The sequence below is a fragment of the Arenibacter algicola genome, from assembly GCF_000733925.1.
In the GTDB taxonomy this organism is placed as follows: Bacteria; Bacteroidota; Bacteroidia; order Flavobacteriales; family Flavobacteriaceae; genus Arenibacter; species Arenibacter algicola.
This window is the reverse complement of sequence record NZ_JPOO01000001.1, coordinates 695,722-720,972: the sequence shown is the minus strand read 5'-3', so window position 1 is coordinate 720,972 and position 25,251 is coordinate 695,722. Positions and strand designations below refer to the sequence as shown.

Below are 25,251 nucleotides of genomic sequence, written 5' to 3'. Positions count from 1 at the left end.
TCCAATTTGTTAAGGCAACAAATGTAAAAGAATATCTCCTGTTAATCAAAAAACTCATTTAAACTTTTTTGGCCCAATTGGAAATTCAATTCCCTTACTGCCAATTCCTCCCTGTCTGTGCCAGTGTCTTGTTAAGGACGTTTTGCCCTTGAATTAAGGTCTCGACTCCGCTAGCAGTCAATCCATCATCACTTCGAGCGCAGTTGAGAAGTCATTTAAGCATTAATTTAGCACTAATTACCAAAATTATACCTCAAGGTAAATCCGGTATTTATAGAAGTTTGGGGGAAAGCCGTGGACACCGCAAATTTTGAAAACGAATGATCATAAAAAAACAGGGCGTTCAGACTTTTGCTCAAGGCATAATCGGCAACAAATTTCACGGACATTAAATTTTGTCCAGAAGTAATTTGATTGTTATCTATGTCCAAGTTTCTTATAATGGTGATATTATCCCTAAGGGTTACGTCGGCTTTAAGATTTAGATCCCCTTTTAAGCGTTGCTGTTCCCCGCCTATATTGGTCACAAATTTTACATCCTTGAATCGATACCCTAGACCTACCGTATATTCCTTGCCATTGATCTCCGTCATTAAGCTATTGTCAAAGCTCAGGGACAATGCCCTATCCGTTCTAATCTCCGCAAGTACGCTAAGGGAATTCTGCATTTCAAAATCTACCCTCATCAATGGATTGAACTGATCCGTAAGCACCACGTTGTTCATTATATTGACCGGTAAAAAATCCTGGGTTTCCGAGTTTATTGGCTCCATACCCTCATTGATCAACTGTGTACGTGTTAAATTGGTCTGAAACGAATTTATACTATATGCCGCTCTATATCCATGGCTAAGGGAAAAACGTTTAAATTTCTTTTTAAACCAAGGATTGCGCATTAATCCGGTATATTTAATATTCCAATTGGGAATAGGGATACTTCTAAAAGCATCCAAACTAACCTTATTGGGGTCCTTGCCAGTATAAGCGGCAAAAAAAGCGGGCAGCAAAACATCTTGACTGGTCTTACCGTATCTTTCCGGAAAACCATCGTCATCCACCTCACCGGTATCATGGTTTCTTTCTGTAACAATCCTGTTGGCTATCGTAATCCTATTTTCTTTGAAGGTTTGAAAACTATCCGAACTAAATTCATCACTCTTATCAAAAACAGTACCGATCATTAAGGTAGAAATACTAAAATTACCGTAGTTGTTCCCTAAAAGATTTACATATTCAAATGCGTCATTCCCCAAATCCTCTACGTTAAAAGTCTCCTGATAACTTTCGGACATTTGTCTGTCGGCCACAAGGTCTATAGTCAAATCCCTAGTGGGCTGTGCCGTTGCCGTTATATTTAACTGCTTATTGGTATTCTGAATATATTGTTGGTTGAATTCCGGGAAAGTGGTCAACCATCCGTTTCTGGCCGCCTCATATCTAACATCGGCCTGACTACCAAAAACAAATCCTATGGTAGGTTTTGCAGTGCCAATAAAACCTACAGACCTGGTATAACCTGGCAATACCTTACCATTGTTCTGACTATAGGTGACATTTACACGTTTTACCATGGTAAGCACATCTATAAAAGCATTGTACCCTGTACCGCTCCCTTTTTTAACGTCTTTACTGTCATCATTGGATGCAGGGTTGCCTGCTTTATCCAGACGAGCTGGTTTTGCCGCAGCTCCCTTGGTATCTTTCCTACCCAAACCGAGGAAATCATAGAACTTCTGCATGGTCAGGGATGCCGTTAAATTATGCGTACTGGCATTCTGTACTGTGTTTATATCCTCTCCGGCCACTTCGTTCAAAGCATCCCCTCCCCTTTGCCAGTCAAAATTACTGGTATAGGTGTACTGGGCATTTATAAAATCGAAAGCAGGAATTTTGTTAAAAGGCAATTCATAATTCAATTGCATTTCCTGGGAATGCCTATTAGGCTCCCCAAGATCGAAGAAGCCATCCCACAATCCCAGGGCCTGATCAATTTCCGAATTCGGATTACCATCTTCCGTAAAATAGTTCCTTACAATATTATTGTTGGAAGCGGTAAGATTTAAACGCAAGGATTTTGTTAGGCTATAGTTGATGGCATACTGCCAATTGAAAAGATAATTTCTTTGTTGCAGAAAAGGCAGGTCCAACTTTTCTACCCCTGGCTCAAAAACATCCCTGAACTTTTGTTGATTAAAAGATCTGTTGATATTGGATTGAAGTGAAACACTGGCAGGCAAAACATTCAGATTTAGATCTTTCAACCATTTCCAATATTTTCCGGTAAACAAGGAATCCTTCTTGGCAAACGGTTCTACGGGAAGAGGTTTAAAATTATGGTTATAAACAAAACCTGTAACCACATTCTGATCCCTCAGCTCATCGATCTCAAAATCCCTATGGTTCACCTCGTTATAGGAATAATTAAAGGTAAAATTCTCAATATCGTAAAAATTGGCCTCGGCTTCCTCGCCCCTATCCTTTCTTACCCCAATAAAATTTATACTGGTCCTTTTGGTATAATCTTCCCCTTGTTGTCTGATTGCCTCGGCGTCTTCCGGCGTTTCAGCAGCCGCGATGCGATCTTCCAGTTTTAGATCATCATAGACAGGATCAAATTCAGGGGTAATCAACTGCTCGGAAATACCATAATTAAAAGGCAATTGCAAGCCCCAGTTTTTTGGGAACAATTGACCAATATTCACATTGGTGACCACATCATAGGAAATGGCATCCTCACGTGCCCGCTCATTGGGCATTTGGTCTATGGCCCCAAACCCGGAAGTACTTTTGCTACCGGTGGCGGACACATTGGCGAAATCTGCCATATTCATATCCATGGCAGCAATAGCGGCCCATCCCCCATTATTATCCAATCCCGATAGGCGTAGCTCGTTAAACCAGATCTCTCCCCTAGCAGGAAGATTATCATCGTTCTTAACCCCTACCATCATGCTACGAATACCACCCAAGGAAGGATTTCCGCGAATACCAATACGTATTTTACCCAATGTTCTGGGATCAAATTCATTTACCTGGATCACCTCACCATTGTCTATTTCATAATAATTAATGGTGCTAAGGGTTTGGGCTGCAATTCCGGTAGATTTCACCTTGGATAGGTCATCCAAAGAAAGATCCAGCTCATTTACATCCGGCCAAATTTCACTGTCCGAACTTGCTCCATGGGGAGTTAATTGTAAGGGCAATTCTATTTGATAAAAGTTCTGGGTAAAATCCGAACCTATCCTAATAAAACCTACCAAAGGTGTTTCGTCGTTGGCATAATCCGATTCCACAATCTCTTCGGCGTGCATAAACATTTTTAAACGTTTATATTGCCTTACATCGATATCCAAATTTTTAAAGACCCCTCTGGAATCCTGAGGCTCCAAGTTCTCCACCATAAATGATAAGGATTGCTCGTTCTGCCTAATAATAGTATTGTTGTTATTAAGCCTTTCACGTGCTACACCTGGGGGCAAAACATAAGGTATTGGGGTTCGTGCAGCATTTTCCTCTATGTTCACGGCATTAACATCTACCAAAGTACCATCATCCGATGCATCCGAGTCCACATCCGGTTGCAAAGATTTGGCATATGTACGCCAATCTCCACGCACTAGGTCCAAGGTAGCAAAACGCAATACCACATCACTTGAAAATCCTGTTAGGTACATCCGCATAAAGCTAATAGACCTAAAATCGCTTATGCCGCCAACCGCATCCGTAAAATCGGACAAAGGTATCTTATACTGTATCCAACGTTCGTTCAGGGTATTGCCATTGGGCAAAGACCTGGTAACCCCTTCCTTGATATCCGTTACATATTTGTCATTGATAGTAGTCCCCGGTTTAATATTAATACGGTACTCGTAATAACTATTTACCGTATTCATAGTTCCGTCCCTATCTATATCCTCCACATCGGGCAAAGTAGTGGAGCCCCTATCAGAATTAGTCAATTGCACGGGCGAGTTACCATCCGGGTTGTTGTAATTTAAATATCGCTCCAAAATACTACCTTCCCTGTTAAGGAAGTACTCGTAATTATCCAATGCGGGATCTTCCGCAGGGCCATTATAGGTTATTCCACCTTCAAAAGTATAGGTAGCCTCCTCGGCGTCGGTTAGACCATCAAAACCAATATCCTGTAAGCCTCTGTTATTCTCATCTGCATCAAAGGCATATATTAAGGATTGGGTTGCAGGAACCTTACCCCAATTTGTTTTATAGGTAAGATCGTTCGATAAGGGATTTACAGGTAGCCCATTTTCATATTGTTTCCTACCATCGGGCAGAATATCCTCGGAAATATTACCAAGGTTGATCACCAAATCCCCGGCACTTGTTGCAATACCATCCACATAGGGATCCAATACCCAAAATTGTACATATTCCACGTTGGACTGCTCAAAATTGGTACTGCTCAATGACCGCATTATCCCTGCCCATTTATCCTGTGGTTGTTCCGTTGTAAAATTTGGGTTTGCATTATAGGGACCTTTCATACCGGGGTAATAGGCTATGTCCAAAGTATTTTGGGCCAAAGTCTGCCCCTGGGCGACATCCTGATTAAAGACATCCTGTATATAGATTCTTCTAGTCTCGTTTGTAGAAATATCATCATCACTCAATGCAGTAGGACGCTGATTGGAATAAAAAATAGGATCTACCGTATACCAGGCCATTTTTGCCCTGCCATATCCAGACTCCACACTGTTGACCGTGGTTGCAAATTCCACTGGCGGACTAGCCATGGACCACCCAAGAAAGGAACGGATATCGATCAGCGATTGTGCCCCTTCAAAATCGTCCAAGTAGGTTGTGGTTTCCCCTTCAAAATCTGCATTCTTGGGAGAACTTGGACTTAAAAAGGCCACTTCCCCGCGAACCGACAAGTTGGATGGGACATCCGTATCTATATTTGGCAATTTATTGACCAACCTTGTCAAAAATGGAACCTCAGTGGAAAAATTACTGTTCAGGCCAAATATTGTATTGTTTACAGGCTCTATGCCATAATTGGATTTCTGGGTCAACGGTTTTTCGTTCAAGTTCAATAAAGTACCTCCCAGCACAAAATTTTTATTGAATTGATGCTCCACATTAACACCGGTAAAACGCCTGGTCTGCTGTCCAAAGACCGCATTGTTCTCCACTGAAATATTGATGGGGGTATTGGAAGCCTCCAAACTTGGATCCAAAATCTGCACCGTGCCGGACTGATAATTCACGGTATAGTCTATACCTTCCTGTAACTGCCTACCTCCGGCAGTAACCCTTACCGATCCCTGAGGAACATTGAATGCCCCAATTGGAATTCCATTGGTCCCCTGGGATTTATAGGTTCCCTTTAGAATAAATCTGTTTTTATCCGCATCTTGTTGGGCCGCCGCCGTAGGAAGCGAATACATATTCCTAAAAACGTACTTCTTTTGATTGGCATTATAGCCTTGATCATTATCCACATCATAAGTACCGCCACCCAGAAGATTAAATAAATATTCACCAAAAGGTTCAACTTTGGTAAATATAATGTTTCCGGTTTGTGAGTCTATGGTAATACCTTCCACATAATCAAAAAAACCATCCCCTCCGCTTTGAAGATCATTATATGCATTTAACCTATCTAGATTGAAAACATCCAGTAATATCCTATCCTCCAAGGGCTTGGGGGTTGAAGGCCAACCAGAGCCAACACCTGATTCCACTGGCGTAATATAATTTCTTGGAGTGGTTTCCGCATATAAAATGTTCAACTTAAAATCCTCCTGACTCAATTGATAGGCGCCAGTAGCATATATATTCTTCATCATCAGATCCCATATAGGATCTACAACATTGGTAATATTGCTCTTTAACAATTTTAGGATCAAGGTATTGTTGTTTACCGGTATTTCAGCTCCGGGAGACACCGTTGTGGCATCCACACCCCCATTGGCAAACTCTCCCACCTGATAGACCTCACCGTTAAAGGTGTACTGAAAGGCAACCCCAAGGACTTCATCATTGCTCAATCTTTGGTTTAGGGATATATAGCCTAATTGGGAGTCAAAGGTAAAATCCCTGCCCTGTTCCAATTTTCTCGCATTCTCCAAAATAGCATAATCAAACCCTTGGTTAACGGTATAACCGGGAACATTAAAACCAGTTTGCACGGTAGCTATATCGCGAATATTACTTGTGAGCGCGCCCCCGGACCCTATTTGTAGAGGATCAAAATCATTGGCAGCGTTCCTTGGTAAATTACCGGCAGCGGAACTATTAAAGAATCCAGCGGGATCACCGTTGTTTTGCCCTATTCTTGTTTTTTCGGGTTGTATCTCCCCCAAATCCTGAATAGCAACAACGTTTCTAATATTCACGGTTTGCTGGCTCCTATTGGTAATCCAAACTTCCAACCTTGTAATCTGGACCTGGCTCCTTATATATGGATAATTAACAAGTGCGGCATCATAATTATCCCTAAAATAATGGGCCAGGAAGAAGTGTTTATCGGCATCGTAATCCTGGGCCCTAAGTTCAAAGTCGTTCACCGTACCCCCACCTTGAGCCACCACCGTATTGCTCTGCGACCTTTGTTCCGAAAATACGGCCGTAACCCTGGTCTTCCCAAATTGAAGTTCGGTCTTTACCCCGAAAAGGCTCTGTGCCCCTGTAATCAAGGAACTATTAAGAGGCATACTAACATTACCTACCTCTATCTTTTGAAGTATATCATCCTCGGATGGTGTATAGTCCAACTTGACCAAATTCTGAAAATCGAAGGTAGCCTCGGTATCATAATTGGCCGTTACCTGAAGTCGCTCCCCTATTTTACCCAACATACTTAAGCTTATCCGTTGATCAAAATCGAAGGAAAGATTGGTCCTGTTACGTGGGGACAGGGATGGGTTATCGTTTTTTTGCCATATCACCCCTAGATCCATCGCCACAGATCCCTGTGGAATCACCTCAATGGTATTGCCTCCAAAGACACTTTCAAAAAAACTATTATTTACATAGAAATTGGGAAGTAAATTTTTACGAGCTGCCTCACTACCCTCTTTTTTGCCAGAAAAAGCATCAATTTTTTCTTTAAAATAGGACTTCATGCCCTCGCGGCGCACAAGCTCCAAGTATTGTTCAGGGGTAAGGATAACGGGGTAATTGATATCAAAATCCCCAACACTTACCGTATAGATATATCTGTCAAGATTGGGGTCATAAGTATACTTTGAAACTATGCTGTCCGGGTTTTCCATTTTCAATTTTCCCAGTGCAACACCCGTTTTTACCGAATCTACTTCCTGCTCAATTGCATCTTCCCCCTCTATTTCCTGCGCTAGGGAAGTACCCGTTGCGGCCAAGAAAATAAACAGTAGGATAGTAAGCTTAAATGATGATTTAAGATAAAATTTTGCCCCTTTTTTCAAACTTGTTATAAATTTTTAAGCGCAAATTTTATAATGTCCTCTACGCTTAGTCCAGGGTCTTGGGCAACTACTTTATCCACAACCTTTTCAGCTTGTTTGCGGACAAAACCAAGAACCTCTAATGCAGATAACGCTTCATCTTTATTTGTATTGTTTGATGGGGCGGAAAGTTCATCAATATCGTAGACTTTTAAAACCTTGTCCTTGAGGTCCAAAATTACCCGTTGTGCCGTTTTGGCACCGATGCCCTTGATTCCTTGAATAGTAGGCACATCTCCCGTGGCTATGGCATCCCTGATCTGAGCTGGAGACAGGGAGGACAACATAGTTCTGGCCGTACTGGATCCTATTCCGGATACGGACAAAAGCAATCTAAATATCTCCCTTTCGGACTTTTCGGAGAAACCGAACAAAGTATGTGAATCTTCCTTTACTTGTAGATGGGTGTACAGCTGAATGCTTTCCGAATCCCCAATTTTTGAAAACGTGTGCAGCGAAATATTTACAAAATATCCCACACCCGCACATTCGATTACAATATGGGTGGGATTTTTTTCAACAAGTTTTCCTTTTAAATGGGTAATCATTAGCCTTTGCTGGTTTCGGGTTTCAAGCCATCTTGAAACTAGAATTATTTAAACTATTTATTTTTGTGTTTTTGCCAATTTTCTTTTCTCCCTTTCCTGGGCATCGATAACCGCCACAGCAGTCATATTGACCATCTCGTCTACACTGGCCCCCAATTGAAGAATGTGTACGGATCGTCTTAGCCCTACCATGATAGGACCAATGGAATCTGCCTGGTTCAGCTCCTTCAGTAGTTTATAGGTAATGTTGGCCGACTCCAAGTTTGGAAAAATTAGTGTATTTACTTTTTTACCGGACAATTTGGAAAAGGGAAATTTACCCTGGTGCAATTCTTTGTTCAACGCAAAGTCGATTTGAATTTCCCCATCGACCACCAATTCAGGATTGTTGGCGTGCAATATTTTTACAGCCTCCTTCACTTTGGTAGCTCGGGGATGTGTTGAAGATCCAAAATTGGCATAGGACAATAGGGCCATGACAGGACTAAAACCAAAGGTAGTAGCCACATTTGCCGTCATTTTTGCAATTTCTGCAATTTCCTCGGCGCTGGGATCTATGTTGATAGAAGTATCTGCCAAAAACAACGGCCCCCTTTCGGTAATCATAATGTTTACGGTAGACACCTTTTTAACGTTGGCAGCCCTTCCTATTACCTCAAAAACTGGTTTTACCACCGTAGGGTATGCCCTGGAATATCCGGAAATCATACCATCCGCATCTCCCTCCAATACCATCATTGCTGCAAAATAATTACGCTCTTTCATCTTGGCGCGGGCCCCGAAGAGGCTTACCCCACTACGCTGTCTATTTTCAAAATACTTGGCGGCATAATGATTTCTTTTATCATTGGTTTCATCGGCATGGGAATCTATTATGAGAATATCGGCATCGAATTCCAGCTCCTTCATCAATTCCGAAATAATCACCTTATTTCCCAATAAAATTGGCGTTGCCAACCCTTCCTCATAGGCAATTTGGGCCGCTTTTAGCACGTCCAAATGATCAGCCTCCGCGTAAACAATTTTTTTAGGGTTCATTCTTGCACGATCGTGGAGCAAACGAACTATTTTATTATCGTTACCGGAGCGCTGCAATAATTCCTCCCTATACTTATCCCAATCATCTATGGGCATTTTGGCCACTCCACTTTCCATGGCCGCCTTGGCAACGGCAGGTGGAATCTCAGAAATCAATCTGGGATCAAAAGGTTTTGGAATTATATAATCACGCCCAAAGGTCAACCTTGTTTGTCCATAGGCAATATTCACCTGTTCCGGAACGGGTTCTTTGGTAAGTTCGGCCAAAGCCTTCACGGCAGCCATTTTCATGGCTTCATTTATCTTGGTAGCCCTAACATCCAAAGCCCCTCTAAAAATAAACGGAAATCCCAAGACGTTGTTCACCTGGTTAGGATGGTCGGACCTACCTGTAGCCATGATGATATCCTTTCTGGTTTTTATGGCCAGGTTATAATCTATTTCCGGATCTGGATTGGCCATGGCAAAAACTATAGGATCCTTGGCCATGGATAATAACATTTCCGCAGATACAATATCTTTTACAGAAAGACCAATAAAAACATCTGCGTCTTTCATGGCTTCTTCCAAGGTATCTATTTTTCTATCCGTGGCAAACTCCAATTTTTCAGCTGATAAGTTACCGCGGTCGCTGCGGATAACCCCTTTGCTATCCAACATCACTATATTTTTATCACTTGCCCCAAAGGCTTTGTACAAGCGTGTACAGGAAACCGCAGCCGCACCTGCACCACTAATAACAATACGGACATCACTAATCTTTTTATTGGTAAGCACCAAAGCGTTCAAAAGGGCTGCGGCAGATATTATAGCCGTTCCGTGTTGATCGTCGTGCATTACCGGAATATCCAATTCCTCTTTTAATCTTCTTTCAATTTCAAAGGCTTCAGGAGCCTTTATATCCTCCAAGTTTATACCTCCAAATGTTGGGGCTATTATCTTTACGGTTTCTATAAATTTTTCAACATCGGTGGTATCCAATTCAATATCAATTCCGTCTATATCGGCAAAAATCTTAAATAGCAGACACTTGCCTTCCATCACCGGCTTAGAAGCCTCGGGACCAATATCGCCCAACCCCAAAACTGCGGTTCCATTGGAAATTACGGCCACTATATTTCCTTTGGCCGTGTATTTATAAACATTATCCTTATTCTTGGCAATCTCAAGACAGGGCTCGGCCACACCGGGCGAATAGGCCAGACCCAGATCCCTTTGGGTAGCATAAGGCTTGGTAGGAACTATTTTTATCTTCCCAGGTTGTGGTTTGGCGTGATATACCAGCGCTTCCCTTCTTGTCTTTTGCTTGCTCATATAATGTTGTATTAGAAAAACAAAGTTAACAGTATTCTTTAAATTAATAGGATTTAAAAAAGTAATCTATCATAGTTTTAAACAGGGAAGAATATTTCAATTTACAATCCTCCCAACCATAACCCGGCCAAAAGGCCAGGAAGGCATTACCAGTGAGGGGATAGTTTTGAAAAACGATTATAGATCCAACAAAATATGAAACTTACGTCCTACTTCAAAAACTCAATGTTCCGTTTTAAACCGGAAAACTTGGTGCGTTTTACGGCGGATTTTTGAAATACCTTCCTAAAGACATCTTCCGTAATTTCCTCCCAGTCCTTTTTTAGACGTCCTCTCCTAACCCCTCCCAAGGAGGGGAACTCTTTCGGCACAGGTGTTGAACTTTTGATTATCATACTTGTACCCTACTTCAAAAACTCAATGTTCCGTTTTAATCCGGAAAACTTGGTGCGTTTTACGGCCGATTTTTGAAATACCTTCTTAAAGACATCTTCCGTTATTTACTCCCAGTCCTTTTTTAGTCGACCTCCCCTAACCCCTCCCAAGGAGGGGAATAAGTTCCGATAACGATAATAAGTCTAAAAAACAACCAAACTAATCCCTACTTCAAAAACTCAATGTTCCGTTTTAAACCGGAAAACTTGGTGCGCTTTACGGCCGACTTTTGAAATACCTTCTTAAAGACATCTTCCGTAATTTCATCCCAGTCCTTTTTTAGTCGACCTCCCCTAACCCCTCCCAAGGAGGGGAACTCTTTCGGCTAAGGTGTTGGACTTTTGATTATCATACTTGTACCCTACTTCAGAAATTCGATATTTCTTTTTAATCCGAAAAACTTGGTGCATTTTACGGCCGATTTTTGAAATACCTTCTTAAAGACATCTTCCGTAATTTCCTCCCAATCCTTTTTTAGACGTCCTCCCCTAACCCCTCCCAAGGAGGGGAATAAGTTCCGATAGCCATAATAAGTCTAAAAAACAACCAAACTAATCCCTACTTCAAAAACTCAATGTTCCGTTTTAAACCGGAAAATTTGGTGCGCTTTACGGCCGATTTTTGAAATACCTTCTTAAAGACATCTTCCGTTATTTCCTCCCAGTCCTTTTTTGTCATGGATAGTAAATCGGGATTGGGATTGAACAAAGGCTCGCGATGGGATTTGGAGAAACGGTTCCAAGGGCATACATCCTGACAAACATCGCAACCAAACATCCAATCATCCATTTTTCCTTGAAATTCCGAAGGGATCTCATTCTTTAATTCGATGGTAAGGTAAGAAATACACTTGCTGCCATCTACCACATAGGGCTCTACTATGGCCTGTGTAGGACAGGCGTCGATACAGGCAGTGCAGTTACCGCAGTGATCGGTTACCCTATGGTCATACTCCAATTCCAAGTCCACGATCAATTCTGCTATAAAATAAAAGGACCCCACCTGTTGGGTCAGTAGATTACTGTGTTTCCCTATCCAACCCAATCCGCTCTTTGCGGCCCATGCCTTGTCCAAGACGGGGGCGGAATCCACAAAAGCCCTACCGCTCACCTCCCCAATCTCTTCCGATATAAAATTTTGAAGTTCCTTTAGTTTGGATTTAATAACATGATGGTAATCTTGTCCATAGGCATATTTGGAAAGCTTATAGGTGTTTTCTTTTTGACTTTCCCCTGGAAAATAATTAAGCAGAAGGGAAATGACCGATTTGGAACCCTCTACCAATTTAGTGGGATCCAAACGCTTGTCGAAATGATTTTCCATATAGCCCATTTCCCCATGCATGTTCTTTTTTAGCCAATTTTCCAATCTTGGGGCCTCCTCTTCCAAAAATTCGGCCTTGGAAATACCACAAGACAAAAATCCGAGGCGTTTGGCTTCGGCTTTGATAAGCTGGGTATGTTTATGAATGTTCTTCAAAAAAATTATCGTTCAGTAAACATTAAAGGTACAGCCTTTGGCTTAAGTGAAATCAAAGGATTGATCTCTATGTTTTTCAAATCGCTGGATATGCTATACTTCTTCACAATTTCCGCTATGGCAATGATCATTTCATACATGGCAAAATTATTGCCTACACACATTCTGGGGCCTGCCCCAAACGGATAATAGTAGTCCCCATAATCCTTTTTGTCCGCCTCCTTAAATCTGCTGGGGTCAAACTCCAGTGGCCTTTCCCAAAAATTACTATAGCGGTGCAATTCGTAAATGGACATAAGCACCATGGTACCCTTAGGCAGCAAAATATCTTCAAAAGTATCATCTTCGGTGGCCACCCTATCTATTACATAAGCCGGAGGATACAACCTTAGGGCCTCCTCTATACATTGCTTAACAAATTGAAGCTGCATCACACCTTGCAGTAAATCAATATTGCTATCCTCAAAATTAACCTTTGACACTTCCCCATAAACCTGATCCTGAATGGACGGATTTTTGGCCAAAAGAAACAGGGTGAAACTAAGGGCATTGGCTGTGGTTTCATGTCCTGCTGTAAATAGAATCAACACTTCATCCAACAATTGCCCATCCGGCATTGGGGAGCCATCCTCATATCGTGCCCTAAGAAGCATATCCAACAAATCATCTTTTTCCAATCCAGAACTTCTCCGCTCTTCAATAATATCCAAAAGTAGCCTCTTGCCTTCCCCGGCCATTTTCAAGTGCTTATCAATTTTACCACTCAGCCTATACCACCATTTTAGATAAGGCTGTCGCATTTCTTTGATCAACATGCGCTGATTGGCCTCGGTAATATGTTGGAGGCGAGACATCTTTTCGCGAATATCCGAACTACTAAAAAGGGATTTGGCAACAACCTGAAATGCAAGATCGCCCATAAGCGGAAAAACGTCCTGCACCTTGCCAGGCTCTATTCGTTCCAGTTCCATAAGTATAGCCTCCCTCATTACCCCCATTAAATTTTGGAGTTTTTTCTTATGAAAGGCCGGCTGCACCATTCTTCTATGTGTGCGCCAATGTTCACCACTGGATGTTAATATTCCATGACCAATATACTTGGCCAAATCCACTGTTTGCAAAGTGGATTTTTCATATTTCCTGTGCTGTTTTTGAAGTATGTGCTTTATTAGACCGGGATTTCTTGTAAAAAGAACTATTTCCTTGGTACTTAATTGCACTCTAAAACAATCCCCATATGCCTCAAAATTTTCATGATGAAAGGGCAAGGGATTTTTTAGGATTCTCCTAGCATTTTTTAAGACCTGAAATCTTGATACTAACTTCAAATTGATTATTTAAAAAAGGGTTTTATTACTGCACAAACCCTTGGCCAATGAAAACATCAGAACAGACCTCCTTGGATATTCCCTTTTATTCTTCCCAAGTGCCTATAGGCCAGTTCTGTAACCTCCCTACCTCTCGGGGTTCTCATAATAAATCCTTGCTGGATCAAAAAAGGTTCATAAACTTCCTCTATGGTTTCTGCACTTTCAGAGACCGCGGTAGCCAAAGTAGTAATCCCTACTGGGCCTCCTTTAAACTTGTCTATAATGGTTGTCAATATCTTGTTGTCCATTTCATCCAATCCATGGGCATCCACATTCAAAGCTTTCAGTCCAAACTGGGAGATTTCTATGTCGATCTTTCCATTCCCTTTTATTTGTGCAAAGTCCCGGACCCTTCTTAACAAGGCATTGCATATTCTGGGAGTACCCCTACTTCTACCGGCTATTTCAATGGCGGCCTGTTGGGTAATAGGAGTCTTTAATATTTCGGCACTACGCTCCACTATAGTAGAAAGAAGTTCCGTGGAATAGTATTGTAATCTGCTCTGAATACCAAAACGGGCCCTCATTGGAGCTGTTAACAGACCAGAGCGGGTTGTTGCCCCAATCAAGGTAAAGGGGTTTAAATTGATCTGTACCGATCGGGCATTGGGACCCGATTCTATCATAATATCTATCTTATAATCCTCCATAGCGGAATATAAATACTCCTCCACAATAGGACTCAATCTATGGATCTCATCAATGAACAAAACATCCCTTTCGTCCAAGTTGGTCAGTAGGCCTGCCAAATCCCCTGGCTTATCCAACACAGGGCCCGAAGTCATTTTAATGCCCACCCCCAATTCATTGGCCAGGATATGGGCCAAAGTGGTCTTCCCAAGACCTGGAGGGCCATGGAACAAGGTGTGGTCCAGGGCTTCACCCCTTAAATTAGCTGCCTGAACAAATATCTTAAGGTTTTCCAGAACTTGTTCCTGCCCGGTAAAATCATCAAAGGAAATAGGACGCAACGCCCTTTCAATATCGAATTCCTCGTTGGAAAAATTACTCGCTGTGGGATCTAGGTTCTCATTCATACTCCAACAAAGATAATGGAAATTAGGATAGTTTTTGAAGGAAACCGTACATAAGAGCCACACAATTATAACCACCTAAGAACAGTCCCAAAATTTTCCTAATCCTGTCCCGGAGAGAGATTTTAAAATAAAAATAATGTAAATTCATATTATGATAAAGACAACATATCCACCCAGTATTCTACAGTATATACCTTTCTTTTTTGTTATTTGGTCCGATGATCTTTTGACCCTTTCAGAGATTGCCGTTGTAAAAAAGATAATCGACGATGATCAAAATCTTTCCAAAAAAGACAGGGAAACCCTGAACAGTTGGCTCAACACCGCCCAGCCACCTTTGGATACGGAAATAAAATCGTGGCAACGGGCCATTTCCAATTCTGGCATCAAATTGGTAGAAGGCGACAACCATCCTTTGACTTCGTTTAGCAAGAAATTAATATCACAAAATGGTTCGGAGCATGTATTTAATGAAGATTTGTCCGCCATTGAAACAAACCTCGGAATACAACCCAACCATTACCACCACTTGTTCGAGGTGGAAGTTGTTTTGGAAAAAACATCCAATTTCTATGACCCAAAGGAAATTGACCAAATCTTCAAAGGCACGAACCACCGCGAAATAGATGAATTTAGGGAAGCCCTAAGCAATTCCATTTTTTCTTGGGAAATAATAAAGAACAAGGAGAACTTTAGGGAGAAGGTACTAACCCAGGTGCAATATCTGGCCAAAGCAGGATATGGCGCCATGGCCTATCCGGAAGCTTACGGGGGAACAGGAAATATGCCGTTATATGCCACCATTTTTGAAAATCTGATGTATGTGGACGGAAGCCTCACCGTGAAATTTGGGGTTCAATTTGGGCTTTTTGGAGGTAGTATTCAGAAGTTGGGAACAAAAAAACACCATGACCGCTATTTGACCGCTATTGGGGAAGCCAAATTACTCGGATGTTTCGCCATGACCGAAACGGGTCACGGATCCAATGTAAGGGGGATAAAAACAACCGCTACCTACAACAAGAAAGAGGACAACATTACCATTCACACCCCAGGTAAAAACGACAACAAGGAATATATAGGAAATGCACTGCACGGTACAATGGCCTCGGTATTTGCCCAATTGATCGTTGATGGCAAAAATCACGGTGTCCATGCTATTTTAGTACCTTTAAGAGATAGTGAAAATCGTCTAATGCCGGGCGTTCGCATTGAAGATAATGGCTATAAATTAGGGCTTAACGGGGTTGACAATGGTAAAATTTGGTTCGACCAAGTTAAGGTGCCACGGGAGAATCTTTTAAATAAATATGGAGATATTAAGTCTGATGGCAGCTATTATTCCGATATAAAAAACCCAAATAAGCGCTTTTTTACCATGCTCGGCACCCTTGTTGGCGGACGAATCTGCGTGGCCAAAGGAGCTTTGAGCGGGGCAAAAATGTCTTTGGCCATTGCAGTGAAATATGCCCTACAAAGAAGGCAGTTCAATGACAACCTAAAAATCCAAGAGGATTTAATCATGGATTACCCATCGCACCAACTGCGGCTTACCCCCGCCATTGCCAAATCTTATGTATACCAGATAACCTTGGATTCTTTAATGAAAATCTATAGTGATGACAGCATAACCGATAAACGAAAAATAGAAACCCAGGTGGCCGGATTAAAGGCAATTATAACGTGGTTCGCAAACGAAACCATACAGGAATGTCGTGAAGCCTGCGGAGGTAAAGGCTACCTATTGGAAAATAGAATTGCCGACCTCAAGGGCGATGTGGATATATTTACCACCTTTGAAGGGGACAACACGGTACTATTACAATTGGCCGCCAAAGGAATTATGTCCGATTTTAATACGGAATTCAACAGCGCAGGATTTTCGGCAGTATTTAAGTTGTTAGGCACCCAGATCAGCGACAAATTGGTCACTATAAACCCCATATATGCCAACAAGGTAGATAAGGAGCATTTATACAATCCCAAGTTCCACCAACATGCCTTTGATTACAGAACAAGAAGATTAACCTATTCCGCAGCTATGCGAATCAGGGACTATATCAAGAAAGGGGTCCCCACTTATCAGGCCTTCTTAAAAGTACAAACCCATTTAATAGCCCTGGGAAAAGCCTATAGTTGTGAATTGGCCTATAATACTTACTTACAGTTTACAGAAACAATAGAAGACAAGAAGAACCAACAGCTATTTCAAAAACTTGGATGCCTCTTTGCATTGTCCGAAATTCGGGAAGATGCCTCATGGTATTTGGAACAGGGCTATTTGGGAGGCACCAAGTCCAAAGCCATACGACAGCGTGTAGAGCGTTTAAGTACGGAGTTTAGACCTCATATCGAGGTTTTGGTAGATGGTTTTGGGATTCCGGATCACTGTTTAACGGCCCCAATTAGTCGCTAATTTTTACGCCGATATAGCTCTGAAGTATCAAGGAATTCCAGCAGGTTAATTTTGCTATCACCAAATACATAGGTCTTGGAATCTCCTTTGGAATTGAGGTCCACCGTTGCCGTTGACAAGACTTCGGCAGAAGAGCTGCCTTCCAAATTGGCTTCGACAGAATTGGCTTCCAATCTTTTTGCCTTTAGGTCGGAAGCGTCCAATAAATGAAACTGAAAAACATCGGTAAAACCTTCCAAATCGGCCTTGGAATTACGTTGCATATCCAAAACAGTATTTTCCATAACCCCAAACAATCTTAAATCCGCCTTTTCTGCCAAGCGAATGTTTAAGGTATCACTGTCTACCTTAAAATTCCCCTTACTATTATCGTTCATGGTTATTTGCATTGCATCGGCATCCACATCTATTTCCACCCTTCCGGACCCCCTAGTATTTACCTCTAGAAACTCGGTAGAAAAACGGTTTTTGACCACAATATTCCCGTCATTGGCATTGATAAGGAACAATTCATTAAAATTAACGGTAATGTTCAGTCTCTTCTTGGAGGTTACTCTGTAATAAGAACTTATGATAAGCGTTTCATTCTCTACCCTAAACTTTAAAATATCGATTAAATTGTCGTCAGCTTCTATTATATACTCCCCAGATGTTGCGGCCTGTAGGTTAATATCCAGATCGTCATCCAGTTGAACGGCATTAAAAGGCGGCAGGGTCTCCCTCACTTCTATCACATTTCTATTGCCTTTAATTTTGGGTTTACGCTGAGAATAGACCAAACAGCCAACCAATAACATGAAAAATAAAAGTATGTGTCTCACTCCTAATGATTTATAATACATAATAGATCCTTATCTAATAAACTGCGATAGCCTTGGAAATTGTATCGCCATAAATTTGCAATTAATTCATATAGCCTGCAAAACCCAAAGGTTTCGCAGATTTACCATATGTAAATGGAAGGTACAAAAAAAGTCCATCTTAGGGATGGACTTTTAAAATTTGTTGTTTTCCAATCGTTAATGCTGTAACTCCTCCTCACCCTCATAAAGTGGCATGGTTTGAGGTACAAAATCCTGTCCTGGAATTATATATTCCCCGTTTTCATCGGTTTTGCTATAATCATATGGCCATCTGTGTACTTCTGGAATTGCTCCAGGCCAGTTGCCGTGAATATGTTCTACTGGTGTAGTCCATTCCAAGCTAGTTGCTTTCCATGGATTCTGAACAGCCTTACTTCCGTAGAAAATACTTCTAATAAAATTGAAGGCAAATATTAATTGGGCCCCAGCTGCAATAAGCGCAAAAACCGTCATTAACACCTGAATATCGGTCAAGTCATCAAACATTGGAAAAGCGGTATTCTCATAGTACCTACGTGGCACCCCTGCCATTCCAACAAAATGCATCGGGAAGAAAACCCCATAAGAACAGACAGCAGTAATCCAAAAATGCACATAACCCAAATTCTTGTTCATCATTTTTCCGAACATCTTAGGGAACCAATGGTAAACACCTGCAAACAAACCATAAAGAGCAGATATACCCATTACCAAGTGGAAGTGGGCCACCACAAAATATGTGTCGTGTACATTAATATCCAAGGTACTGTCCCCAAGAATAATTCCTGTTAGTCCACCAGAAATAAACGTAGAAACCATTCCTATAGAAAATAGCATTCCAGGGTTTAATTGAAGATTACCTTTCCACAAGGTAGTTATCCAGTTAAATGCCTTAACAGCAGATGGAATAGCGATCAATAATGTAGTAAAGGTAAACACGGAACCTAGGAAAGGATTCATACCGGAAATAAACATATGGTGACCCCAAACAATTGTGGACAGGAATGCAATTGCCAAAATAGAGGCAATCATTGCCCTATATCCAAAAATAGGTTTACGGGCGTTTACCGCCATAATCTCCGATACCATACCCATAGCAGGCAGGATAACGATATACACCTCAGGGTGTCCTAAAAACCAGAATAAATGCTCGTACAATACTGGAGAACCACCTTGATAATGTAATACCTCACCTTGGATAAAAATATCCGACAGGAAAAAGGAAGTACCAAAGCTTCTATCCATTATCAACAGCAACGCAGCTGATAATAATACCGGGAAAGAAATCACACCTATAATCGCGGTAACGAAAAACGCCCAAATGGTCAAAGGCAGTCTGGTCATTGACATTCCTTTGGTCCTAAGATTAATTACCGTAACAATATAGTTCAATGACCCCAATAAGGAAGATGCTATAAATATAGCCATAGCTACCAACCAAAGCGTCATTCCCATTCCGGAACCAGGTTGTGCCATTGGAAGTGCACTAAGCGGAGGATAAACTGTCCATCCCGCAGCAGCAGGTCCGGCTTCAACAAAAAGTGAAATAACCATAATTACACTGGACAAAAAGAACAACCAGTACGAAACCATGTTCAAGAACCCTGAAGCCATATCCCTAGCTCCAATTTGAAGGGGAATCAACAAGTTACTGAAGGTTCCGCTTAATCCTGCCGTTAAAACAAAGAATACCATGATAGTACCGTGAATGGTTACCAATGCCAAATAAACATCTGCATCCATAACACCTCCTGGTGCCCATTTACCCAAAATGGCTTCAAAAATTGGAAAAGATTCCCCTGGCCATGCCAACTGCATTCTAAACAACAGAGACATCATAATACCTATGAATCCCATTATAAGTCCAGTAATCAAATACTGCTTGGAAATCATTTTATGATCTTGACTAAAAATATACTTCGTCACAAAGGTTTCTTTGTGATGATGTCCGTGGTCATCTGAATGGTCTTCTACGTGTGCGTGAGCTGTTACAGACATAGTTCTATTTTTAAATTTTTTATAAAGTTATTATTTAAATACTAAAATTATTGTGCCGAAGCCATGGACTTACCAAAAGTCTGCTGACTTGCTATCCAAGCATTATATTCCTCCTCAGTTTCAACAATAATTTTCATTTGCATATTGTAGTGCGACTTCCCACATATCTTGTTACACAACAAAATGTAATCAAATTCCCAAGGGTCTGAATTATCCATACCCTTAGCGGCCTTTTCGGCCCTGATCCCATTTATACGTTTTACCTTATCAACAACATCAGGATTTTGCCTCATTTCAGCAGTGGTAATGGTAGGGGTAAATGAAAACTGGGTAATCATACCAGGTACACAGTTCATCTGAGCCCTAAAATGTGGCATATATGCAGAGTGCAGCACATCCTGGGAACGCATCTTAAAATTAACCTTGCGCCCTACGGGCAAATGCAATTCCTTAACAATAATATCATCGGCCGCATTTGGATCAGAATTGTCCAACCCTAAAACATTTGCATTGTCAATATCTATCATTCTAACATTGGCATCGCCCAAAACATTATCATTACCCGCATACCTTGCAGTCCAGTTAAACTGTTGGGCATATAATTCAATAGTCAAAGGATCATCCTCGTCATTGATATCCATAATATTGGTCCAAGCATATAATCCCCACAAAATTAAACCTGCCAAAACAATAACAGGAATAATGGTCCATATAAACTCCAAACGGTCGTTATCCGCATAGAACAAAGCCTTTCTTTCCCTGTCTCCCCTATACTTATAAGCGAAGTAGTGCAACAGAAACTGGGTTAAGGTCTGTACAATAAAAATTATTACAAATGAAAGAACCATTAACGAATCATACCCCCCGCCATGCTCGGAAGCAGCTTCTGGCAAAAGTACTTTAGAATATTTCCAGAAGCTAAAAATGGTAATTCCATAAAGGAAAATTAGAAAAGCGAACATCAAATACCCATTGTATTTATTATCCGTTTCACTTGCTACTTGGGAATTGCTAGCTCTAATTTGTGACAATTCGAATATCTTGGTCATTTGCCAGATTGCAATTGCCACTAATACTAAAACAACTATGGTCAATAATGGAGTCATCGTATGATTTGAAATTATACTTATATACTAAATACTAATAATGAAAATGCTTACTCTCTTCAATAAACGGATTGCGCTTTGGCTGCAATGGAGCCTTGGTCAACGCTCTAAATACAAAAAAGATAAACAATCCTGCAAAGAATAAAATAGACCCAATTTCAGGGATACCAATAAACCATTGATCTCCAACGGTAGCCGGCATAATGGCGTTAAAAATATCCAAATAATGTCCGGCCAAAATTACTATACCGGTCATGATAACGAACCAATTAACCCTTTTAAAATCACTGTTCATAAGCAAAAGTACAGGGAACAAAAAGTTCATGGCCACCATACCAAAAAATGGCAGGTTAAAATCGGCTATCCTGGTAACATAATAAGTTACCTCTTCAGGAATATTCGAATACCAAATCAACATAAACTGGGAGAACCATAAATAGGTCCAGAAAATACTGATACCGAACATAAATTTAGCCAAATCGTGAATATGGCTATCGTTAACATCTGGCAAATAGCCCCTAGATTTAAGATAGATCGTAACCATGGCAATAACAGTAATACCGGACACAAACATACTTGCAAAGATATACCATCCGAACAAGGTGCTGAACCAATGTGGATCTACGCTCATAATCCAATCCCAGGACATCATGGACTCAGATATAAGATAGAATACCAAAAATGCCGCAGATATCCTAAAATTCAGTTTAAAATTGGAGTCATCGTTAGATTCATCCTGAGCCAAGGACAACTTTCGGGAATACTCCCTATATAAAATCCAACCTCCCAAGAAGACCGCAGCCCTGATCAAGAAAAAGGTACCATTAAGGAAACCTGCCTTCCCTTGCAAAAGAGTATCATGCGCAACTACCTCTGGGTCCATCCACACGAACAAGTGATTCATATGTGCTACCGATAAGGCCAATATTACAAATACTATGATACCACCTGGTACCAAATAAGCCGTAATTCCCTCCATAACCCTGAAAAGCAATGGCGACCAACCCGCCTGTGCTGCACGCTGAATAGCGTAAAACGCCAATACCCCCAAAGCTATCATAAAAAAGAAGAAAGCTGCTACATATAATGCTGCCCATGGTTTGTTTTGCAACTGGTGCAATAGATGTTCATCATGCGATGCATCATGTGCATCTCCATGTCCCATTTCGTCACCATGACCCTCTGCAACCGCATGGGCATCCCCATGACCGTCTCCGTGTCCGGCAACAATTGCCTTTGCCTCCTCTACAGTGCTTGGCGCAGCCATAAAACCGATACCAATTCCCAAAACGCCTACAGCCATTAAAATGAAGGAAGCAATTTTTAATCTATTTGAAAAAGTGTACATATTGCTAATATCTAGGTCTTATTTTGTTAAATCTTGTTTCAATTTCATTACGTATTCAGAAACCTTCCAACGCTCTTCAGTATCCAATTGCCCTGCATAGGAACCCATAGAATTCAATCCGTAATAGATGGCATGATATGAAGTACCAACAGTTATGTTTCTAGCTACATCGGCATAACTGGGCACACCCAATATCTTTTCCCTTTTCACTAGGTTACCTTGGCCGTCTCCCTTATCGCCGTGACAGATTGCACAATAAATGGTATATAATTCCTTACCCACAGCTAGATTGGCCTCTTGATTTAGAGAATCCAATGGACTTGGGTTAAGCCTTGCCAATTCCTTTCCCTCCATAGTATTTTCAATTCCGTAAGGTATCCATCCCCTTGCTACGGTATTTTCGGCCGGAAGCCCAGCTTCCATCCCATCTGGAAGAAAATCCACTTTCTGATAGGTCTCATAACCTACGGACTCATACATATTGGGCATGTATTGATAGTTTCTGCTATTCGTGTTTGCACAAGAAGCAACTAATAATACCAAACCAAACAAGACTCCTATTTTGCTAAAACTGTTCATAATATCTATGACTACTTTTCTGTAATATTAATTTCGACTGCACCCGTATCCATCAACAAATCCTTCAATTCCTGCTCGTTGTCATGAATTTCGATTTCCATTAAAAAATGATCATCTGTTGTTCTAACATCAGGATTTTCAGCTTCTTTAAAAGGCCATAACCTACTTCTAAGGTAAAAAGTTATTACCATTAAATGCGCCGCGAAAAATACCGTTAGCTCAAACATGATAGGCACAAAAGCCGGCATGTTCTCCAAATAGCTAAAACTGGGCTTACCGCCAATATCCTGAGGCCAGTCCTGGATCATAATGTAATTCATCATTACGATTGCCACTGTAAGACCAACACAGCCATACATAAAGGACGTTATTGCAATCCTGGTTGGGGCTAGCCCCATAGCCTTGTCCAAACCATGCACCGGAAAAGGACAATAAACTTCTTCAATATGATGCTTTGCCGCTTTTACCTTTTTAACAGCATGCATTAGCACATCGTCATCATTATAAAAAGCATGTATAACTTTCGACGCCATAATTATTTCTTATTATTTAAAATCTTTGCTTGTCCTGCCCAATCGTCTCTTTGCGCCCTACCCGGGAATGATTCTGTAATAGAATCCAACAAATCATACTCTTTATCTGTCATACGCCCAACTTGTGCGAAGGTGTATATTCCTATTTGATTCAAAGTAGCTTCCATTTGGGGCCCAATACCTTTAATCTTCTTAAGGTCATCCGCCGTCTCCTTGGTAGGATCAAATGTACCTATAGTTCCCAAAAGTTCGGAAACCCCTACTTTATCACCAACCTTAGGAACAACTTCTCCCATCAACACATCATCAGTAATTGGTTCCTTTTCCTTCACAACTGTTTTACCTTTGGATATCTCATACAAAGGCTTTCCTGCATCCCTCAATTTCTTATACTTCTCCCCTGAGGATTTCAAAATAGACTTCACTTCTGCCTGAGCAATAACCGGGAATGTTCTGGCGTACAATAAGAACAGTACGAAGAAGAATCCTATGGTTCCGATGAAAATTCCTATATCCACAAATGTTGGGGAGAACATGGTCCATGAAGATGGAAGGTAATCCCTGTGCAATGAAGTTACGATAATTACAAATCGCTCAAACCACATCCCTATGTTTACCACAATAGAGATAAAGAAGGAAAACATAATACTGGTCCTAAGCTTTTTGAACCACATAAATTGCGGTGAGAACACGTTACAGGTCATCATTGCCCAATATGCCCACCAGTAAGGACCGGTAGCCCTGTTCAAGAATGCATACTGTTCGTACTCCACTCCGGAGTACCAAGCCATGAACAACTCGGTGATATAAGCACAGCCCACAATAGAACCGGTCAACATAATTACTATGTTCATCAACTCTATATGCTGTACAGTAATATAAGCCTCCAAATGACAAACTTTCCTCATAATGATCAACAAGGTGTTAACCATGGCGAAACCAGAGAAAATAGCCCCAGCAACGAAGTAAGGTGGAAAGATGGTAGTATGCCATCCCGGTATTACCGATGTAGCAAAGTCAAAGGATACAATAGTATGTACAGAAAGTACCAATGGCGTGGCCAAACCTGCCAAAACCAAGGAAACTTCCTCAAAACGCTGCCAATCCTTGGCTCGCCCTGTCCATCCAAAACTTATTAAACTGTATATCTTTTTTTGGAAAGGCCTAACCGCCCTATCCCGTATCATTGCAAAATCCGGCAACAAACCTGTCCACCAGAATACCAGAGATACAGAAAGGTAGGTTGAGATAGCAAATACATCCCAAAGCAACGGCGAATTAAAGTTTACCCAAAGCGACCCAAACTGGTTTGGGATAGGCAATACCCAATAAGCCAACCATGGACGACCCATGTGGATAATAGGGAACAATCCTGCCTGTACAACCGAGAAAATGGTCATCGCCTCCGCAGAACGGTTAATTGCCATTCTCCATTTCTGTCTAAACAGTAAAAGTACCGCAGAGATCAAGGTTCCAGCGTGGCCAATACCTACCCACCAAACGAAGTTGGTAATATCCCAGGCCCAGCCTACTGTTTTATTTAATCCCCATGTACCGATACCTGTAGATACCGTGTAAATTATACAGCCAACACCCCATAGGAATGCCGCTAATGCAATGGAAAATACAATCCACCAATGCTTATTGGCCTTCCCTTCAACCGGAGCTGCAATGTCCACGGTTACATCGTGGTATCCTTTATCTCCAAGAACTAAGGGTTTTCGTATAGGTGCTTCGTAATGCGACGCCATAAT

Annotated in this window: 14 protein-coding genes and 3 pseudogenes; 1 reads left to right on the top strand and 16 read right to left on the bottom strand. The window is 41.3% G+C overall.

All coding sequences use genetic code 11. The features are described from left to right. Positions 1-233: 233 nt before the first annotated feature. The 9 genes and pseudogenes from sov to ruvB all read right to left on the bottom strand — a co-directional run bounded on the left by sov (position 234) and on the right by ruvB (position 14,675). A complete protein-coding gene (sov, locus tag U735_RS0102975) occupies positions 234-7,415 on the bottom strand; it encodes a T9SS outer membrane translocon Sov/SprA (protein WP_031442403.1) in 7,182 nt (2,393 codons plus the stop codon). A gap of 5 nt (positions 7,416-7,420) precedes the next feature. Beyond that, positions 7,421-8,002 carry a Holliday junction branch migration protein RuvA gene (gene ruvA / locus U735_RS0102970; RefSeq protein ID WP_031442402.1) on the bottom strand — a complete coding sequence of 194 codons (582 nt, stop codon included), beginning with the start codon at positions 8,000-8,002 and terminating at the stop codon, positions 7,421-7,423. A gap of 57 nt (positions 8,003-8,059) precedes the next feature. Next, positions 8,060-10,354 carry an NADP-dependent malic enzyme gene (locus tag U735_RS0102965; RefSeq protein ID WP_031442401.1) on the bottom strand — a complete coding sequence of 765 codons (2,295 nt, stop codon included), beginning with the start codon at positions 10,352-10,354 and terminating at the stop codon, positions 8,060-8,062. A gap of 209 nt (positions 10,355-10,563) precedes the next feature. Further along, positions 10,564-10,677 (bottom strand): annotated as a pseudogene (locus tag U735_RS25445) (tRNA epoxyqueuosine(34) reductase QueG); the annotation flags it as partial. 81 nt (positions 10,678-10,758) lie between these two features. Then, positions 10,759-10,872: pseudogene (locus U735_RS25895) on the bottom strand (tRNA epoxyqueuosine(34) reductase QueG); the annotation flags it as partial. 83 nt (positions 10,873-10,955) lie between these two features. Beyond that, a pseudogene (locus tag U735_RS25890) lies at positions 10,956-11,069 on the bottom strand (tRNA epoxyqueuosine(34) reductase QueG); the annotation flags it as partial. A 278-nt stretch (positions 11,070-11,347) separates the two neighbouring features. After that, complete coding sequence (gene queG, locus U735_RS0102945; RefSeq protein WP_031442399.1) at positions 11,348-12,268, bottom strand: tRNA epoxyqueuosine(34) reductase QueG; 921 nt, start codon at positions 12,266-12,268, stop codon at positions 11,348-11,350. Between the two features lie 5 nt (positions 12,269-12,273). Next, positions 12,274-13,596, bottom strand: a complete 1,323-nt coding sequence (locus U735_RS0102940; protein WP_232233155.1) for a cytochrome P450 — start codon at positions 13,594-13,596, stop codon at positions 12,274-12,276. A gap of 56 nt (positions 13,597-13,652) precedes the next feature. Then, positions 13,653-14,675 (bottom strand): Holliday junction branch migration DNA helicase RuvB, encoded by a 1,023-nt coding sequence (ruvB, locus tag U735_RS0102935; protein ID WP_031442397.1) that lies wholly within the window; start codon positions 14,673-14,675, stop codon positions 13,653-13,655. Between the two features lie 151 nt (positions 14,676-14,826). Here ruvB and U735_RS0102930 point away from each other — a divergent pair, with 151 nt between their 5' ends. After that, a complete protein-coding gene (locus U735_RS0102930; RefSeq protein WP_031442396.1) occupies positions 14,827-17,091 on the top strand; it encodes an acyl-CoA dehydrogenase family protein in 2,265 nt (754 codons plus the stop codon). Here the strand turns inward: U735_RS0102930 and U735_RS0102925 are convergent. From U735_RS0102925 to nrfD, 7 genes are all read right to left on the bottom strand, one after another. Further along, positions 17,088-17,912 (bottom strand): GIN domain-containing protein, encoded by an 825-nt coding sequence (locus tag U735_RS0102925; RefSeq protein WP_031442395.1) that lies wholly within the window; start codon positions 17,910-17,912, stop codon positions 17,088-17,090. The two genes, U735_RS0102930 and U735_RS0102925, sit on opposite strands and share 4 nt — an antisense overlap. Positions 17,913-18,110: 198 nt before the next feature. Next, a complete protein-coding gene (locus U735_RS0102920) occupies positions 18,111-19,931 on the bottom strand; it encodes a cytochrome c oxidase subunit I (protein WP_031442394.1) in 1,821 nt (606 codons plus the stop codon). A 47-nt stretch (positions 19,932-19,978) separates the two neighbouring features. Continuing rightward, entirely contained in the window at positions 19,979-21,037 is a 1,059-nt protein-coding gene (locus tag U735_RS0102915) for a cytochrome c oxidase subunit II (protein WP_031442393.1), read from the bottom strand. Positions 21,038-21,071: 34 nt separating this feature from the next. Continuing rightward, on the bottom strand, positions 21,072-22,385 hold the full coding sequence (locus tag U735_RS0102910; RefSeq protein WP_031442392.1) for a hypothetical protein: 1,314 nt from the start codon (positions 22,383-22,385) through the stop codon (positions 21,072-21,074). Between the two features lie 18 nt (positions 22,386-22,403). Next, the gene (locus tag U735_RS0102905) at positions 22,404-22,964 is read right to left on the bottom strand and encodes a c-type cytochrome (RefSeq protein ID WP_031442391.1); all 561 of its coding nucleotides are present in this window, start codon (positions 22,962-22,964) and stop codon (positions 22,404-22,406) included. An 11-nt stretch (positions 22,965-22,975) separates the two neighbouring features. Beyond that, entirely contained in the window at positions 22,976-23,497 is a 522-nt protein-coding gene (locus U735_RS0102900) for a DUF3341 domain-containing protein (protein WP_031442390.1), read from the bottom strand. A gap of 2 nt (positions 23,498-23,499) precedes the next feature. Next, complete coding sequence (nrfD, locus tag U735_RS0102895; protein ID WP_083260612.1) at positions 23,500-25,248, bottom strand: NrfD/PsrC family molybdoenzyme membrane anchor subunit; 1,749 nt, start codon at positions 25,246-25,248, stop codon at positions 23,500-23,502. Between the last annotated feature and the right edge of the window lie 3 nt (positions 25,249-25,251).

Coding starts and splice junctions, on each gene's coding strand:
- U735_RS0102900 (WP_031442390.1), bottom strand. CDS start 23,497: ATGGCGTCGAAAGTTATACATGCTTTTTATAATGATGACGATGTGCTA.
- U735_RS0102905 (WP_031442391.1), bottom strand. CDS start 22,964: ATGAACAGTTTTAGCAAAATAGGAGTCTTGTTTGGTTTGGTATTATTA.
- U735_RS0102920 (WP_031442394.1), bottom strand. CDS start 19,931: ATGTCTGTAACAGCTCACGCACACGTAGAAGACCATTCAGATGACCAC.
- ruvB (WP_031442397.1), bottom strand. CDS start 14,675: ATGAATGAGAACCTAGATCCCACAGCGAGTAATTTTTCCAACGAGGAA.
- U735_RS0102915 (WP_031442393.1), bottom strand. CDS start 21,037: ATGACTCCATTATTGACCATAGTTGTTTTAGTATTAGTGGCAATTGCA.
- U735_RS0102930 (WP_031442396.1), top strand. CDS start 14,827: ATGATAAAGACAACATATCCACCCAGTATTCTACAGTATATACCTTTC.
- U735_RS0102910 (WP_031442392.1), bottom strand. CDS start 22,385: ATGTACACTTTTTCAAATAGATTAAAAATTGCTTCCTTCATTTTAATG.
- ruvA (WP_031442402.1), bottom strand. CDS start 8,002: ATGATTACCCATTTAAAAGGAAAACTTGTTGAAAAAAATCCCACCCAT.
- U735_RS0102965 (WP_031442401.1), bottom strand. CDS start 10,354: ATGAGCAAGCAAAAGACAAGAAGGGAAGCGCTGGTATATCACGCCAAA.
- nrfD (WP_083260612.1), bottom strand. CDS start 25,248: ATGGCGTCGCATTACGAAGCACCTATACGAAAACCCTTAGTTCTTGGA.